Genomic DNA, 16,964 nt, shown 5'->3' on the forward strand with positions numbered 1-16,964 from the left:
ACACAAGAGCCCTCTTCAAGTTACATCATTATCAATGATTTGACAGCGTTTTCAAATACAACCACATTTATTTTGATTCTCGCGATCCTGCCGTATAAACTTTTTCAATGCCGTACTTGTTTAACTTATATTGTAATCCCTGTCTTTTAATATTGAGGGCTTCAGCCGTTTTGCTGATATTCCCGTTATATTTCTCGAACATATTGATGATCATTTCCCTTTCCATTTCTTCAAGAACGACAGGTAAATCAATCTTATTTTTCAATGGGGAAGGATGGTTCTGCGTATTTGATGCAGCGTAATTCCCTGAAGGAAAAAGATATGCAGGAAGATGGTGTTCATCAATCATATCTTCCCCTGCGTCCATGACGTTAAAGGTTAACTCGATGGCATGTCCCAGTTCACGAATGTTCCCGGGCCATGGATATTGAAGAAGCCGCTGCATCGCCTTATGACTGATTCCGCGTACTTCCGTAAAGAATGATTTGTTGAATTTCTGAATAAAGTGATTGACGATTTCCGGAATATCCGTTTTACGCTCCAGCAGTGAAGGCATTTGGATCGTCACGACATTCAGGCGAAAGAATAAATCCGAGCGAATGATTCCCCGATCTAACGCCTCTTCTGGAGAAATGTTCATCGCAGCAATAATCTTCACATTAACCTTTTGCTCCTTCGAACCCCCAACACGGCGTACCTCGCCTTCCTGAAGCACCCGCAGCAATTTTGCCTGCAGGCCGAGATCGAGGCTATTCAACTCATCAAGGAAAAGGGTACCGCCATTTGCCTGTTCAAAAATGCCCAGGCGATCCATCGCTCCAGTAAAAGCCCCTTTCGTCGTACCGAACAGTAGCCCCTCCATCAATTCCTTTGGAACAGCCGCACAGTTTTGCGCTATGAATGGTTGATTTCGCTGAGCACTTACATTATGTATACTTTGAGCGACCAATTCTTTTCCCGTCCCTGTAGGTCCATAAATCATGACTGGGGAATGTGTACGAGCCGCTTTTTTCGCCAATGAAATGGCTTGCTTAAATGCATGGCTATCACCGATTAAATCACTGAAATGGTAGGTCGCCGTCCCTTCAAGGAACTTGGTTTTCTTATGGGTCTCGGCCAGCTGGGAACGCAAATCAACAATTTGGTCGTACATATTCATGACCTTCGTAATATCCTTTGCTATTTCCACTGCCCCAATAATTTCACCATCCTCATATAAAGGATACGTACTATTGATTGAAGTTATTTTTTTCTCTTTTAAATTGACATACGTCTGAATGGACTCATTCGTTTCCACGCCCTTTTCCAATGCTACATGCAGCGTACTGGATTCATCGGTCAAGGATGGATAAAGCTGAAAGATATTCTCCCCCAATACCTGTTCACGATCAAGCCCATCGATATGTGCCATCATTTCATTGTAGAAAACCGTATCCCCATCTTTATTCACTATATGGACACCCACATTGATCACATTCAATATCCATTCAAATTGAGTGGAAAACTGATTCACTGAAGATTTCATTTCTTCATCTCCGTTCTCTGTCATTTGATAGAATCACCTGTAAATTATAGCATTTAATGGGAAACTTTCATCTCTTTATCTTTAATAAAATCATACCCCAATAGAATAGTAATTTCACATATAAAAAAAGGTATCTCGCATCCAGCAAAGAAAGTTACTATAAGAAAATAAAAAGGCAGGGGTGAGTCGGATTACAGAACGAAGCAAAGAAACCAGATTAGAAATTAAACCATGGGAAGATAAGGACCTTGATTTACTTTTTCAACTTAATGCCCCAGAAATGATGGCACATCTTGGTGGTCCGGAAAGTAATGAACAAATCATGAAACGGCATCAACGGTATCTTCAGCTGGGAAATAAGGGATGCATGTTTAGCATCATCCTGTTTCCAGAGACAGAAGCGGCTGGTTCCGTTGGCTACTGGCAAACCGAATGGAATAATGAAAATGTGTACGAAATCGGTTGGAGCGTCCTCCCTTCATTTCAGGGACAAGGAATCGCATCCCATGCCGTGAAGGCTCTGATAGCCAAAATCAAAGCCGAACGGAAATATAAATATATTCACGCATTCCCGTCAATCAATAACCCTGCGTCAAACGCAATTTGCCGTAAGCTAGACTTCCGCCTCATCTCCGAATGTGAATTCGAATACCCACCGGGAAGCCTAATGCGTTGCAATGATTGGTGCTTGGAACTTGAATGAATTCTTTATGGATTATTCCCGGGTAAGTCGAATTATGCCGAGTTTAGGTGAATTATTTCCCGGGTAAGGTTTGGGGGAGGTCGAATAATACCGTGTGCAGGCCGGATTTGGTGTTGGTCGGTTATTGCGATGTAGGTCGAATTATTGCTGTGTAGGTCGAATTATTGCTGTGTAGGTCGAATTATTGCTGTGTAGGTCGAATTATTGCTGTGTAGGTCGAATTATTGCTGTGTAGGTCGAATTATTGCTGTGTAGGTCGAATTATTGCTGTGTAGGTCGAATTATTGCTGTGTAGGATCAAATCCGCCATCATTTACCCGCACTCTCTATCAAGCAAACAATTCATTCCATGTTTCTTTACCTGCTTGCTTATCTGCAGAAATCTTGCTTGCCTTCTGGTATTTAAATAATGCCATCTCTGTATTCTCACCGAATTCTGCGTCAAGGGGCCCAGGGTTAAATCCTTCCATGTAAAGTGCTGCTTGGAGAATCCATGTGATATTGCCTGCAGCTCCTTTTTTTACGGTGACGATTGCAGTCTTGGTTTTAGGTCCCCATTTTCCATCGACAGCAAGCTTTTTATTGAATTGCTTATTCAGTTCCGTTTGTATAGCTTTTATAAGGGCCAATCGAGTTTCGGGACCGTAAAACCCATCAACGGAAATTGCTGCTTTATACCGGCTATTTAACGTATTTTGTATGGAAATTATATAGGTATCTCCTTTGCTGGTTTTCGGGATATCCGTTTTTTCGAATTTAAAGGTAAGATGAGGTTCTTTCCCTGCTTGTAACTGTGAATAGGATAGCCCACCCGTCATTTCCAAGTGGGGATAATCCTTGAATGAACTCCAATCCCCGCCCCATTTAAATCCTAAATCCTTACCTATAGCAGCTACACGCTGCCACTTTGAATTCACTGTCCAGTTCGCTTTCTTGCCATCATCACTCACAGTGAAAAAATCAATAGCCAGTCCAAAATTATGATAAGACTGGCCTGGTTTAGCGTTTGTCACATTAGGCTTAGCTAGATTACTATAGTTTTTTCCATTGTAGCTGTAAACTCTTCCTTGGCCATAAAGCGCAGCTTGTTCTTCCAAAGAGCGGTGGCCAGCACTTATCTGTACATAAATCCCTTCATTATAAGCACGTTCGATCATTTCCAATGCTGATGCCTTCACCACTGGATTCATCCTTGTGCCCATCTTTTTCACTGATCTATCCAATAATGTTCGTAATGCTACTGTCAATGTAATCCCTCCTTTAAACCTTATATAAGCCTTTTTAACGGAAAAGTAGCATGGCTGGAATATTTCCATTTTGTTATTAAAGGCTTCGTTAAATGATTATGCCTATTGAAAGGTTCTTCAGTTCTGATCCATCTAAAAAATCCCTGACCTTACTTTGGCTATCTTCCTTTGCCACATCTAGACCAACATTGCCGATCTTTGAACAGTTCTCTTAGTCCTCCGTGTATTTTCATAGCTTCACCCCACCCAGCCTTAAACATGTTTCTACAAGTAGGGGCAACAGCTTAGTTCAATGAGTTTAGCAATCTGGCGAAAGTAATTGACAATGATTATCATTACCATTAAGATATTGATAGTAATTGAAAATGAATATCATTACTAATTACATACATTTTTTAAACTTATACTATAATAAGCAAGGAGAAAATCAGAATGAAAAAACTATTCATACCATTCCTACTCTTGTTCGTACTTATTCTTAGTGCTTGTGGGAACAACGAGACAGCGAACGAAGATAATGCAGCCAAGACTAAAAAAGAAACATTTACCTATCAATCAGAAACTGGCCCTATTGAGATTCCTAAAAACCCAAAAAGAATAATTGCTCTCTCTAATGGACCTAATGTTTTGGCTTTAGAAGGTAATATCGTTGGGATAGATCAATGGACTAATATGAATCCCCTTTTTCAAGAAAAACTTAAGGGAGTGGAAGTCGTTTCAGAAGATAGCCTGGAGAAAATCATCGAACTGGAACCGGACCTAATCATAGCAGGATCCGAGATGAAAAATATTGGCAAACTAAATGAAATTGCTCCTACTGTAGTATTCACTTGGGGGAAATTGGATTATTTATCACAGCAGATAGAAATCGGAAAACTCTTAAACAAAGAAAAGGAAGCAAAAGAATGGGTTAATGATTTCAAAACGCGTGCAGAATCCGCAGGAGAAGCGATACGTGCAAAAATTGGCGAAGATGCCACCGTTTCTGTAATTGAAAATGATGCCAAGGAGTTTTATGTATTTGGAAATAATTATGCACGCGGGACAGAAATATTGTATCAAGCAATGGATTTGAAAATGCCTGAGAAAGTAAAAGAAAAGGCACTTAAATCAGGCATTTATGTCCTCTCATCGGAAGTGCTTCCTGAGTATTCTGGAGATTATATGATCTTTAGTAAAAACCCGGATGTTGTTAATTCATTTTTGGAGACTGATTCATGGAAAAATATACCTGCCGTTAAGAACGATCGTGTATTTGAAATAAATAGTAAAGCATCAACTTACAGTGATCCAATCACACTAGAGTATCTTCTAGAATTCTTCGAAAAATCATTTCTTAACAATTAATATGCAAAGAAGGAATTCATTTAATAAGAATTCCTTCTTTCAGACTGTAGACGAACTCGATGAAAACCGTGTTTGCCTACAGTTTTTTTATTTCTCCATACAAACTCTATGTAAAAAATGGAAGATGATAATTTTTCTAAGATTGATAACTGAATTGAAAAGCCTGTTTTCCCTCCACAATCTCTAGTAAAATACAAACTGCTTTTTAACATAGAAAGGGAATTTATTTCAACAACAAAAAAATTAGACTACCTCCGTCCGCCCGTTTACGAACTGAAAGTAGCCTAATAATGAGTTTTATCCGTTTCCCTGATAGGTCAATTCAAGTAATCTCTTACTATGCCTTAATTTCAATAGAGGGGCTTATTGTAAAGTCAGCCTCTGTTTTACTTTTCACTTCATCAAGTGTTATGCCATTTTGCAATTCAATCAATTCCATACCCGCTTCTGTAAAATGAAATACGGCCAATTCGGTAATCAGGCAATGGACGACCTTTTCTCCCGTCAATGGCAGTGTACAACTCTTTTTCACTTTGGATTCCCCATGTTTGTTCACATGGTCCATGATGACAACGATCCGTTTTGCTCCTTGGACGAGGTCCATCGCACCTCCCATTCCTTTTACCATCTTCCCTGGAATCATCCAGTTTGCCAAGTCCCCATTTTCGGAAACTTCCATCCCGCCTAAAATGGCTAGATCGATGTGGCCGCCGCGAATCATTGCGAACGATTCAGCACTATCAAAAAATGATGCACCGGCTTTTGCCGTTACTGTTTCTTTTCCTGCATTAATCAAATCCGGATCGACTGCATCTTTTTCTGGATATGGTCCGATTCCCAGTAAGCCATTTTCCGATTGAAGCATAACATTAAAGTCATTTGGAATCATGTTAGCAATCAAGGTCGGCATTCCGATTCCTAAATTTACACACATACCATCTTGGATTTCTTTAACGGCCCGTTCTAAAATTTGTTGTCTAGTCATTCGAATACTCCTCCTTTTTATGCGTTAGCAGTTGTAAGTTTTTCAATTCGTTTTTCATAACGGTTTCCTACAAGTACTTTTTGTACATAAACCCCTGAAGTATGAATTTCATCTGGATCGAGCTCTCCTGTGTTCACAAGCTCCTCCACTTCAACAATCGTGACTTTCCCCGCGGTGGCAACGACAGGGTTAAAGTTTCTTGCCGTTTTCCGATAGATGAGATTACCGAAATGATCTGCTTTCCAAGCTTTCACAAAGGAAAAATCTCCGACTATTCCTTTTTCCATAATGTATGTGCGACCATCAAACTCTTTATGTTCTTTACCTTTGGCGACTTCCGTTCCTACTCCAGTAGCTGTATAGAAGGCAGGGATTCCTGCTCCACCCGCTCTTAGACGCTCAGCAAGCGTTCCTTGGGGAACTAGCTCGACCTCCAGCTCTCCACTTAAAAATTGCTGCTCAAATAATTTATTTTCCCCTACATAAGAAGCGATCATTTTTTTGATTTGTCTATTTTCCAGCAAAAGACCTAGACCCCAATCATCGACTCCACAATTGTTGCTGACAATAGTCAAATCCTTTACACCTTTATCACGCAAAGCAAAAATTAGATTTTCTGGAATTCCGCTTAATCCGAACCCGCCAACGATAATGGTTGCTCCATCCTCGATTTGTTGAATAGCGCTATCAAAAGATGTTAATAATTTACTCATTTTCCATCATCTCCATTCCTAATACTATTCTATTAAATAAATAGGGAAGTTGCAAAAGCAAGGATGAACACAGTCACTGTTTTCAAAATCGTGATCGCAAAGATATCCTTGTAGGATTGACGATGTGTCAGTCCTGTAATAGCAAGTAAAGTAATAACGGCACCGTTATGTGGAAGCGTATCCATTCCGCCAGATGCCATGGATGCAATTCGATGTAGCATTTCCGGGCTGATTCCAACACTTTGAGCCACCTGTAAATAGTGACCGCCCATTACTTCTAACGCAATCGAAAGTCCTCCAGATGCAGACCCTGTAATCCCTGCCAGTACATTGACGGCAATAGCCTCCGATACGAGTGGATTACCGCTTGCATTGAACACCCAGTTTTGAATCACCGAGAATCCAGGAAGCGTTTTCACGACATTACCAAAACCAACTTCAGACGCAGTATTGAATATCGCAAGCAAAGATCCCATTGCAGCAGCTGTTAATCCACTTGCCAATTTGACCTTTATACGCCCAACATTCAGAAGCATCGCTGCAATAATACCGATTGTCAGTGCAACAATCAAAGACCAGGATGAAGTGACTGTGCTTACATCGGCAATATTGAAGGATTCCTTCAACACCGATGCATCATACCAGTGCTTAACCGAAATGGCACTGCGACTGAAAGCAAAATTAAACGCTACGACAAGGACGAGCGGTACGATGGACAGCCAAAAGTTAGGCAGGTTTTGCTCTTCGGCACTTTCCGGTTCATTAATATGTCCTTCCCCGTAGCCTTCACCATTTGCCACCGCTTGTTTACGGCGACGTTCTAACCAGATCATTCCGCCAGTGAATACCATGATCGCGCCAATAATCCCAATTAATGGAGCTGCATAAGTATCTGTTCCGAAATAGTTCGTTGGAATGATATTTTGAATCTGTGGTGTTCCAGGAAGGGCATCCATCGTATAAGTGAATGCGCCTAATGCAATCGTTCCTGGCAATAATCGCTTTGGAATGTCTGCTTCTTTAAAAATTGCAGCTGCAAATGGATAAACGGCAAATGCCACTACAAACAGCGAAACCCCGCCATATGTCAGCGCCGAACAAGCCAGCACTACAGCAAGAATAGCCTGCTTTGAACCTAGTGATTTTACGATGGTCTTGGCAATGGATGCTGCTGCACCGCTCATCTCCATGACCTTTCCAAATACTGCGCCTAATAAAAATATCGGGAAAAATGCTTTTACATAGTTAGCAGCAAACGTCATATATGTTTCTGTATAACTCGGCAGCAAATGACCGCCAGATAAAATGACCGCCAATAACGTAACAATCGGCGCTATGATAATGACCGGATAGCCCCGATAGGCTAAAAAGATTAAAAGTCCTAAAGCCACAGCAATGGCTAAGATTTGAATCACCAATTTAATTCCCCCTTTTCTTTTCTCCCCTTGCCCCCAAATTATTTCGGAAGCCTTTAAGTAGAAACATTAATCTCCCTAAATTCCATATTTTTAATTTTTCCGCTTTCACCATCCAAACCTGCCTTCCCCAAGTCAAGCTGAATGATCTTACTAAGTGCTTCCCATTTATTGAGAACGCTTTCAACAAACTATTGAATTAAAAATCCCTTTTCATTTTACGTCGAAACACCAGATAAAATGACAGATAGGCCATTCACCAAAGTATTTATGCAATTCTTGTGCCACCTTATCCTGAATTAAAAAAACGTCATCTTTTAAAGCCTTTTCAAAGATTTCATCTCCCTTTTTATAAATTGTAAAAGCTGAAACCCCTTAAAACTGTCAAGGTTTCAATACACAGAAGTCATAAACCCCAAAAAAGTGTAAACCTTTTCTTACAACATTCAAATTCCCTCTTGTTTTGTGTACGGATTTCTTAACACACTCAAGGATTTATGGGTGTAAAACATGCACAAATGTGTATCTATTCTTAAGAGGTGGTTTAAAAGTATAAAAAAAGTACCCTTTGGCTAAAGGGCACTTCAGAATGTAGACAAACTCCATAATAATGATTTTTTGAGGGTTTGTATAAATTGACCGTTGCGTTCAACTCCAGGCACTCGCTTTCCGCGGGCGATCCGCCCTCGACACATTTGCGCCTGCGGGGTCTCCTTTGGACGCGCTTTTCTAAGCAGGAGTTTCGCACACCCGTTCCAATCAAAATTGTTTTAAAATTCAGAAAGAACCCTTTGGCATAAGGGTTCTTTTCTACAGTCATAAACCATATTTATTCATTTTTTCATACAGTGTTGTTCGGCTCACTCCGAGTCTCTTTGCCGTTTCTGATTTATTACCAGAAGTCATTTCCAAACATGAAACGATTGCACCCCGTTCAGTTTCATCCATTACTTCAGCTAAAGTTCGGATTGAGACTGATTCTTTATGTCCCGTTATTTCTTTAGGAAGATGCTTGGAACGTATCATTTCCTCTTCATCGACGATATTCAATGCACGTTCAATGATATTTTCCAACTCACGAATATTACCCGGCCATTTATAAAGGCGAAGGAGACGTAATGCTTGATCACTCATGCCCTGTACGCGTTTTTTCATGAGGTTCTGGTACTTTTCAACAAAATGATTTACCAGTATTTCAATGTCTTCCGGTCGCTCCCTTAAGGAAGGTACGTGGATTTGCATGACCTTTAACCGGTAATACATATCAAGTCGGAATTCCCCTTTCGAGACCATTTCCTCCAAATTACGATTCGTTGCAGCAATTACCCGTACATCAATGGGAATGCTTCCCGTCGAGCCGACCCGTTCAATTTCTTTTTCTTGTAAAACACGGAGCAATTTCACTTGCATATGCAGTGGCAGCTCACCGATTTCATCCAGAAAAATCGTCCCGCCTTCAGCCGCTTCGAACTTACCTGCTTTTCCGCCTTTTTTTGCACCAGTGAAAGAACCCTCTTCATAGCCAAAAAGCTCTGACTCCAGCAGCTCTGCTGGGATGGCGGCACAGTTCACTTTGACAAATACACCCATGGCCCGTCTGCTGGCATTATGAATTGAATGCGCAAACAGTTCCTTACCAGTTCCGCTTTCACCCAAAATCAGCACGTTTGAGTCGCTTTTAGCAGCAATTTTCGCTTGACCTTTTACTTCCATGAATTCTGGACTTCTTCCCATCAAATGATCAAACGTATAGGAGGCCTTATTTCTCTCGCGAAAATCGCCTTTGTACTTTTTCAGCTCTACTTCAAGTGAGTTTATCCGCTTGGAAAGAGCGGTAAACTGCCCGACATTCTTAAAAAGAATCTTCCCGACCGCTCCCATTAATTTACCTTGTTTCCGTATCGGGGAGCGGGTCGCAATTATATAATTATCTTTAATCTTCTGTAATTCAGCGACCTCTTGCTTTCCAGTTTTGGCGACCACATGCATACGGGTATTTTCAATGACCTCCGTTACATGTCTCCCAATAGAGCTTTCCTGATCGACTCCAAGAAAATCCGCATAAGCGTGGCTCAGCATTTGGACATACCCTTCCGTATCGACCATCACCAAGCCATCATAGGCAAATTCGATGATATCCTTAAACAGAATTTCTTCATGATTATCGATATTAAGGAAATCACTTTTATTATTTGTAAACAATAGGAGATAAATCTGATATTCCTCATCAACCATTTGAACGATTGCTTTTCTGACAATCCCATTATTACCGTTCAAACGAATAGGAGTATTTACGTCTGGTATAAGGTTTTTTTCGATAATTAAATTTACTCGCAGGTCAAATTGATTCTCGGCAAAAGCCTCAGATAATACGCTATTGCATAAAACGATTTCTTTTTCGTTTTTCGTTACCAAAACCCCAAAAGGTAATTCTTCCAATATCGCTTTCACCAATTCCAATTGAACAGTTTTATTATCGCTGGCCATTCCCATTCTCCTTAACCGGTCTGAAGTTCCCCCCATTATATCATAGGAAATTGAGGCCAATGCATCAACGTTCCACAATCAGCGCAGTTCCCTGTCCACCTCCGATACATAGGGTGGCAAGGCCGGTTTTTGCATCCCTACGCTTCATTTCATACAACAATGTCACTAAGATGCGGGCACCAGATGCACCTACCGGGTGGCCCAAAGCAATTGCCCCGCCATTTACATTCACTTTTTCCGGATTCAATTCAAGATCCTTCAGCACGGCAAGTGACTGGGCCGCAAAGGCTTCATTCACTTCCATCAAATCAATATCATCTATTGATAATCCCGCTTTTGCCAAAGCTTTTCTAGTCGCAGGCACTGGGCCGTATCCCATGATTTTCGGATCAAGCGCGGCGTTTCCATATGATTTAATTGTCGCTAGCGTTTCCAGTCCCAGCTCGTCCGCTTTTTCTTTGGACATCAGGACCAACATCGCCCCACCATCATTGATTCCGGATGCATTTCCAGCCGTAACCGTTCCATTTTCCTTAAAAGCAGGACGTAGCTTCGTTAGCTGGTCTATCGTCAGCCCATGACGTGGGTGCTCATCTTGGTCCACCAAGATTGTCTTTCCTCTGCGTTTATATTCAACAGGTACGATTTCATCTGCAAATCGTCCTTCTAGCTGCGCCTTTTCAGCCTTCAATTGGCTATCTAAAGCAAATTCATCCTGCTTTTCCCGGCTGATGTCCCACTGCTCCGCAATATTCTCCGCAGTCACGCCCATATGATACTGATTGAAAACATCCGTTAAGGCATCATAGGTCATTGAATCCACTGCTTCGGCATTACCCATTTTCTGTCCAAAACGATAATTTGGAAGTAAATACGGGGCATTGCTCATGCTTTCAATCCCCCCAGCAAGAATCACATCGGCATCACCAAGGGCAATGAATTGCGCTCCCATTATTACCGTACGGAGGCCAGACCCGCAAAGTTTATTAACGGCCATAGCTGGCGTTGTTTCCGGAATCCCTGCATGAATCGCAACCTGACGTGCCACATTTTGCCCTAATCCAGCAGATAGAATATTCCCGATCAATACCTCATCGATCATATCAGCCGAGATATTTGCCCGCTTAATCGCTTCCTTTGCTGCCACAACTCCCAAGTCAACCGCTGAAACATTGGCAAGACTGCCTCCAAACGCACCCACTGGTGTTCTTGCTGCCCCTACTATCACTACTTCTCTCATAATACTTCCTCCTTCTCCATTTTTAATTTACCTAGTTTAATAAAATTACGGTCCCTCTCATTGATTTTCTGAGAAACGGTAGATTCCTCATACGTGAAAATCCCTTCACCCGACTTCGCCCCAAGCTTCCCCTTTTCGACCAAATCACGAATCAAAACAGGAGCTTCCTTACTCTGATCCAACACTGGTGAAACATTATCAAAAACACGCTGCCATGTATCCAGTCCGCCAAAATCGGCAATCTCGATTGGCCCTGTAAATGCCCATCGAAAACCTGGTCCTGCCGTTATCGCTGTATCAATATCCTCAGCATTGGCAACGCCCTCTTTTAATAGATAAAAGGCTTCCCGCATCAAGGCAGTCTGCAAACGGTTAGCAATGAATCCTGCTATTTCTTTTTTCAAGAGAATCGGAGACTTACCGATTTTACGCATCAAATCAAGTGTTGTCTTGACGACTTCCGGCTTTGTATCGTTATGCTGAACAACTTCAACCAAAGGAACCAAATGGCCAGGATTAAAGAAATGCGTGATTACCATTCGGTCCGCAAACGAGGCCTTCTCCATCAATTGGGAAATCGGAAAGGTCGATGTATTTGAAGCTACAATTGCATCCGGTTTGATTATCTTCTCCAATTGCTGATAAAGATTCAACTTCAACCCGATGACTTCCGGAATGGCCTCAATGATAAAATCAGCATCCCTTATAGCCTCTTCCAAATCTACACTATATGTAATATTAGCTAAGGCACCTTGCTTTTCCCGATCAGTCAAGACCCCTTCCTCAATGAGCAATGCTAGATTCTCAGAGATTCGATTTTGGGCATATGATAGATACTCTTCCTTTATATCGTTGATGGTGACGGAATACCCGCCAACTGCAAATGATTGAGCGATTCCACTCCCCATTACACCTGAACCGATAATGGCTATTTTTTTAATCATCCAGATTCTCCTTTCTTATCCGTTTAAATTACCTGCTTTTACTCACCTTTTTATGTATGCAATATCTGTGCCAGCAATATGGGTAAACAAAAATTCTTTTGTTATTTTGAAAATCATGATAGACTCTTACTCAATAACCTATACCATATTTTCATAACCTTCCCTTTATATTCCCTTCCCTAGTTAAATATCCCTGTTCACCAACTTAAAATGACAGACCTGGACCATTACATTTTTATTGGAGGAATGTAATATGGTTAAAGATAAAGTGGCGATAATTACCGGATCTGCCAGAGGAATTGGCTTTGAGATTGGAAAGATATTTGCTGAAAATGGCGCAAAGGTCGTTTTGTCCGACCTTGATCTAAACACTGTTGAAAAAACTGCATTGGACCTAAGGAACAAAGGCTTGGATGTTATCGGCTTAAAAGCAGACGTAACAAGTGAAGAAGATATTATCCAACTAATTCAACAAGCTAAAGACAAATATGGACGAATTGATATTTTCATTAATAACGCCGGCCTTCAACATGTTGCACCAATCGAAGAGTTTCCAACTGAAAAATTCGAACTGATGATCAAAATCATGCTGACCGCTCCATTCATCGCGATCAAGAACGTTTTGCCCATCATGAAAGAACAAGGCTTCGGCAGAATCATCAACATCTCTTCCATTAACGGGCTAATTGGATTCGCCAACAAAGCAGCTTACAATAGTGCAAAACACGGTGTAATCGGATTAACGAAAGTAGCCGCCTTAGAAAGCGCCTCTTCAGGCATAACCGTAAATGCCCTTTGCCCAGGATACGTGGACACACCTCTCGTCCGCGGTCAACTGGAGGACTTGGCAAAAACAAGGCAAGTACCGCTGGAAAGCGTTTTGGAAGAAGTCATCTATCCGCTCGTCCCACAAAACCGCTTGCTCGACGTAAGCGAAATTGCCGACTACGCCATTTTCCTTGCAAGCGACAAAGCACGAGGCATCACCGGCCAGGCAGTTGTGTTAGATGGCGGGTATACAGCTCAATAAAATACATCTTGCAAAAGAACAAAAGCCCGAATGAATGGCACCAAAAAGGTGCTCTTTTATTCGGGCTTTTCTGCATTCATGGAATAACAGGACAGACTTTTTCCTGAGGAAGGAATGTGGAAAATTTTGGTGGCGCAAAGGATTTCCACATGTTACAGTATTATAGGAATACCTTCCATTTTACAAAAATAAAAGGAGGCCCCGTCATGATTATTAAGTGGGTTAGACTGCGATAATTAAAGGGGCAGGCCAATCATGCTCCGGAAAGAATTTATTGATCTGCGTAATTAGATAATATTTAATACGGAGGTAAAAAACATGAGTGAACAGATACTGAAAATAAATAAAGTCGATATATGTACGGAAAGTTTTGGAAACCCTAAGGACCCTGCTGTGCTTTTAATCATGGGAGCCATGTCTTCATTAGACTGGTGGGATGAGGATTTCTGTCTCCGACTCGCTGGTCAGGGGAGGTTTGTCATTCGGTACGATCATCGGGATCTGGGACGATCGGCCGTTTGTGAACCCGGTACTTCCAACTATACAATAACGGACATGGCTGACGATGCCGTGGGTGTCCTGGACGCTTATTCCATAAAGCAAGCTCATATCGTCGGAATGTCCCTAGGTGGTATGATCGGCCAGATTCTTGCCTTAAAATATCCGAAACGCGTATTTACCCTTACGCTAATTGCATCAAGTGTGTTCGGGACTGTGATGGAAAAACTGCCTCCAATGGACCAGACTATATTGGATCACCATGCGAAGAGTGCTTCCATCGATTGGTCAAATCGGGAGGCGGCCATCCCTTACCTTGCGGACGGATGGAAAACATTAGCCGGTTCCAAACCTTATGAGCAGGAAAGAATGTATAAACTGGCGGAAAGAGAGTTTGATCGCGCCAAACAGCTACCGAGCAGATTTAATCATGCCATGCTGCAAGGCGGAGACGTGTATTACGATAGAATGGGTGAGATCAGTGTACCTGTCCTCATTATCCATGGCACAGAAGATCCAGCCCTGCCATACGAGCACGGGCTTGCACTTACGAAAGCCATCCCTCATGCAGAATTAGTGACTCTTGATGGATCAGGGCATGAGATTCATAGTGAAGATTGGGACAAAATTATAGATTCAGTTATAAAGCTTAGTTCGTGATAAAAGAATAAGTCGAAGATGACCCTAATAAAAGCCCAATTTCTCAGTGGTACAAACGAGAAATTGGGCTTCCTTTGTTATATAGCGTACACAAACGTTAATTCAAATGCGTGGTACTGTTTAAAAATCTAATAAGTTTATATGGATGTTCGGTATACTCAAGAAGATGAATGCCAGTATTATTGGAATTGAACCACACATCATCAATTTCGTGTGGCAATTGAAGAAAACTTTCAATTATTTTTGTAATCATACCCCCGTGGGACACAACCGCAATCCTTTTATAGTTTGCACTGTTTTCTCTAAGATGGGAAAGTACATTTTGAGCTCGTAATCTAAAATCAGATTCACTCTCCCTATCTTGCATCTCTCGTAACTCATCCAAGAATGTTACTGGACATTTGATAGTATTGGATAAAGTTTCCGCAGTTTTACTGGCGCGAATTAAGGTACTTGACCATATGAATTCCGGTGGAAACTCTTCTGAAACACGACGACACATTTTTTCTACTTGTTCCACGCCCTTAATAGTTAGCGGTAAGTCTGTAGATCCTTCATAATTTTCTTCTAAAAAATCGTCTTCTGACTCACCATGTCGAATTAATAGTATCTGCAAGATAACACCTCAATTTTGTTTATTTATCCAAATTAATAATTCTATTCAACCTTAATAAAACCTTTAACAGAATAAAAACAGAGGTATTCATTACAATTTAGACCTGCATGAAACTTGTTCGTTGCATAAGAAAAGGAGCTGCTGATCAGCTCCTGGTAATGAAGTAAAGCATCCGTTAGTCGAACTAGACTGAGTTTTACCGTGTATAATGTTCTCTAAAAATCAGTTTATATTTTGGCTTAAAATCTATTTCTATTGTTTGTTGGGAATCCTCATTCAGAACCGTTAAAAGTACACTTGAAAGTTCCCTTTTGTCTGCTATAATCTCAAACTTGTCAACTCGTTTTAAATCCAAAAGTGATAACAATTTATTTGAAGTCGGTAGAGTTACTTGTATTTTCACTTCACCGTAAGATGGAGATAGTGTAACAATAAAGTCTTCCTCTCCATTAGAAAATTGATATGTTGCCTTATTGTAATAAAATGGTAAACCTTTCTCAGTGGTATCAAATAATGTAGGTTCACACTCAAACAACGAAAGAAGATCGTCTTCATCCGGGAATACATTCACTCACCATCACCACCTTTCAACTCCCTATTTTAACATTTTCTTGTTGAGCTAAACTGCCCCGTTTGTTGCATAAGAGGAGCTGCTGATCAGCGATAATAAACTGTGCAGAAAAAAAAGGATAAAAAAGAAATTAATCTCTTTTATCCTTTTCAAGTAGCTCAATTACTCTATCAAGTTTTTGTTCTACGCTATTGGATTTGTTTGTCCTTGTAAGAAGGGAACGAACGAAAAAGTAAACAGCAAAAATGATACCAAACAACAAAATAAACATAATAAGTTGAAATACTATATCACCGGCATTAAAATTCAAAAAAAATCCACCTTTTCTCTTTTTTTGAATTAATTATAACATATATAAACTGCGCAGAACGTCTACACTAAGCTTGTTGAACTAACAACCTACGCCTATTGTTGAATAAGAAAAATAGAAGTAAAGGTAAAGCACACCTTAGTTCTTAAAAGCACCCTAAGTATCTTTCAACAAGCTAGTGAAACTTCTGCTCATTTAAAATTCTTATACCATTTATCTGTTTTAAATTCCTCTGGTATAGATTGCTCAGCAGGGTCATCAAATCCTAATTGTTCAAGGACTTCAAACCATAAATCTCTTTTAGAACCAGGTAATTTCGTGCCACACCAGGGACAATAGGTTATCTCTATACTTGAGCTGCCACCATCCTGGATTATTAACCCATATTCATCAAATTTATCATTATAAGTAATCAAAGTGTCTGGACAATCAAATGGGTCAGCGTGAACGTTGCACATATATTAACTTGATCTTTCATAGTTTCGCAGCAGTGATCATTCATAAAAATCTCCTTGAGTTCAAACCTTTATTGGTTTCTAAGTACATGGGTTTAATGTTATTTTAATCCCTTGTTGAAGTAAAGCACCTGTTAGTTGAATATTGTAGAGTTGGCACAAACTATTCGTATAGTTTTTTAGATATCTTTTTTACTTCTTTATATATTTGTGTAAGT

General features: G+C 40.7%; 16 protein-coding genes. 4 read left to right on the forward strand and 12 right to left on the reverse strand.

The window, feature by feature from the left end; all coding sequences use genetic code 11:
* Nucleotides 1–67 precede the first annotated feature (67 nt).
* On the reverse strand, nt 68–1,549 hold the full coding sequence (locus tag ABIE66_RS21575; protein WP_289326242.1) for a sigma-54 interaction domain-containing protein: 1,482 nt from the start codon (nt 1,547–1,549) through the stop codon (nt 68–70).
* 166 nt (nt 1,550–1,715) lie between these two features.
* On the opposite strand from ABIE66_RS21575, the gene ABIE66_RS21580 reads away from it, so the two are divergent.
* Complete coding sequence (locus ABIE66_RS21580; protein ID WP_370017096.1) at nt 1,716–2,228, forward strand: GNAT family N-acetyltransferase; 513 nt, start codon at nt 1,716–1,718, stop codon at nt 2,226–2,228.
* 329 nt (nt 2,229–2,557) lie between these two features.
* Here the strand turns inward: ABIE66_RS21580 and ABIE66_RS21585 are convergent, their stop codons facing one another.
* Nucleotides 2,558–3,475, reverse strand: a complete 918-nt coding sequence (locus ABIE66_RS21585; RefSeq protein WP_370016232.1) for a peptidoglycan-binding protein — start codon at nt 3,473–3,475, stop codon at nt 2,558–2,560.
* Between the two features lie 432 nt (nt 3,476–3,907).
* Between ABIE66_RS21585 and ABIE66_RS21590 the strand changes: the two genes are divergently transcribed.
* The gene (locus ABIE66_RS21590) at nt 3,908–4,822 is read left to right on the forward strand and encodes an iron-hydroxamate ABC transporter substrate-binding protein (protein WP_370016233.1); all 915 of its coding nucleotides are present in this window, start codon (nt 3,908–3,910) and stop codon (nt 4,820–4,822) included.
* A 337-nt stretch (nt 4,823–5,159) separates the two neighbouring features.
* Here the strand turns inward: ABIE66_RS21590 and ABIE66_RS21595 are convergent, their stop codons facing one another.
* The 6 genes from ABIE66_RS21595 to ABIE66_RS21620 all read right to left on the reverse strand — a co-directional run bounded on the left by ABIE66_RS21595 (nt 5,160) and on the right by ABIE66_RS21620 (nt 12,606).
* The gene (locus tag ABIE66_RS21595) at nt 5,160–5,807 is read right to left on the reverse strand and encodes a 3-oxoacid CoA-transferase subunit B (protein WP_370016234.1); all 648 of its coding nucleotides are present in this window, start codon (nt 5,805–5,807) and stop codon (nt 5,160–5,162) included.
* A gap of 17 nt (nt 5,808–5,824) precedes the next feature.
* Complete coding sequence (locus tag ABIE66_RS21600) at nt 5,825–6,520, reverse strand: CoA transferase subunit A (protein ID WP_370016235.1); 696 nt, start codon at nt 6,518–6,520, stop codon at nt 5,825–5,827.
* A gap of 32 nt (nt 6,521–6,552) precedes the next feature.
* Nucleotides 6,553–7,938, reverse strand: coding sequence for a GntP family permease (locus ABIE66_RS21605; protein ID WP_370016236.1), 1,386 nt, complete (start codon nt 7,936–7,938; stop codon nt 6,553–6,555).
* Nucleotides 7,939–8,751: 813 nt separating this feature from the next.
* Complete coding sequence (locus ABIE66_RS21610) at nt 8,752–10,422, reverse strand: sigma-54 interaction domain-containing protein (RefSeq protein ID WP_370016237.1); 1,671 nt, start codon at nt 10,420–10,422, stop codon at nt 8,752–8,754.
* Nucleotides 10,423–10,486: 64 nt separating this feature from the next.
* Nucleotides 10,487–11,662 (reverse strand): acetyl-CoA C-acetyltransferase, encoded by a 1,176-nt coding sequence (locus ABIE66_RS21615; protein ID WP_289326249.1) that lies wholly within the window; start codon nt 11,660–11,662, stop codon nt 10,487–10,489.
* Nucleotides 11,659–12,606 (reverse strand): 3-hydroxyacyl-CoA dehydrogenase family protein, encoded by a 948-nt coding sequence (locus tag ABIE66_RS21620; protein WP_370016238.1) that lies wholly within the window; start codon nt 12,604–12,606, stop codon nt 11,659–11,661. Before ABIE66_RS21620 ends, ABIE66_RS21615 begins: the two co-directional genes overlap by 4 nt.
* Nucleotides 12,607–12,859: 253 nt before the next feature.
* Between ABIE66_RS21620 and ABIE66_RS21625 the strand changes: the two genes are divergently transcribed.
* Nucleotides 12,860–13,636, forward strand: a complete 777-nt coding sequence (locus tag ABIE66_RS21625) for a 3-hydroxybutyrate dehydrogenase (RefSeq protein WP_370016239.1) — start codon at nt 12,860–12,862, stop codon at nt 13,634–13,636.
* A 318-nt stretch (nt 13,637–13,954) separates the two neighbouring features.
* Nucleotides 13,955–14,794: a CBF family alpha/beta fold macrolide esterase gene (gene mleCBF / locus ABIE66_RS21630; RefSeq protein WP_370016240.1), complete on the forward strand. Its 840-nt coding sequence runs from the start codon at nt 13,955–13,957 to the stop codon at nt 14,792–14,794.
* A 97-nt stretch (nt 14,795–14,891) separates the two neighbouring features.
* Here the strand turns inward: mleCBF and ABIE66_RS21635 are convergent, their stop codons facing one another.
* The 4 genes from ABIE66_RS21635 to ABIE66_RS21650 all read right to left on the reverse strand — a co-directional run bounded on the left by ABIE66_RS21635 (nt 14,892) and on the right by ABIE66_RS21650 (nt 16,707).
* Complete coding sequence (locus tag ABIE66_RS21635) at nt 14,892–15,410, reverse strand: histidine phosphatase family protein (RefSeq protein ID WP_370016241.1); 519 nt, start codon at nt 15,408–15,410, stop codon at nt 14,892–14,894.
* 196 nt (nt 15,411–15,606) lie between these two features.
* Nucleotides 15,607–15,981, reverse strand: coding sequence for a hypothetical protein (locus ABIE66_RS21640; RefSeq protein WP_370016242.1), 375 nt, complete (start codon nt 15,979–15,981; stop codon nt 15,607–15,609).
* Nucleotides 15,982–16,111: 130 nt separating this feature from the next.
* Nucleotides 16,112–16,291 carry a DUF4083 domain-containing protein gene (locus ABIE66_RS21645; RefSeq protein ID WP_370016243.1) on the reverse strand — a complete coding sequence of 60 codons (180 nt, stop codon included), beginning with the start codon at nt 16,289–16,291 and terminating at the stop codon, nt 16,112–16,114.
* 191 nt (nt 16,292–16,482) lie between these two features.
* Nucleotides 16,483–16,707, reverse strand: a complete 225-nt coding sequence (locus tag ABIE66_RS21650) for a DUF6980 family protein (protein ID WP_370016244.1) — start codon at nt 16,705–16,707, stop codon at nt 16,483–16,485.
* Nucleotides 16,708–16,964: the final 257 nt, after the last annotated feature.

Origin of the sequence: Peribacillus sp. B2I2 (genome assembly GCF_041261685.1) — a bacterium.
In the GTDB taxonomy this organism is placed as follows: domain Bacteria; phylum Bacillota; class Bacilli; order Bacillales; family DSM-1321; genus Peribacillus.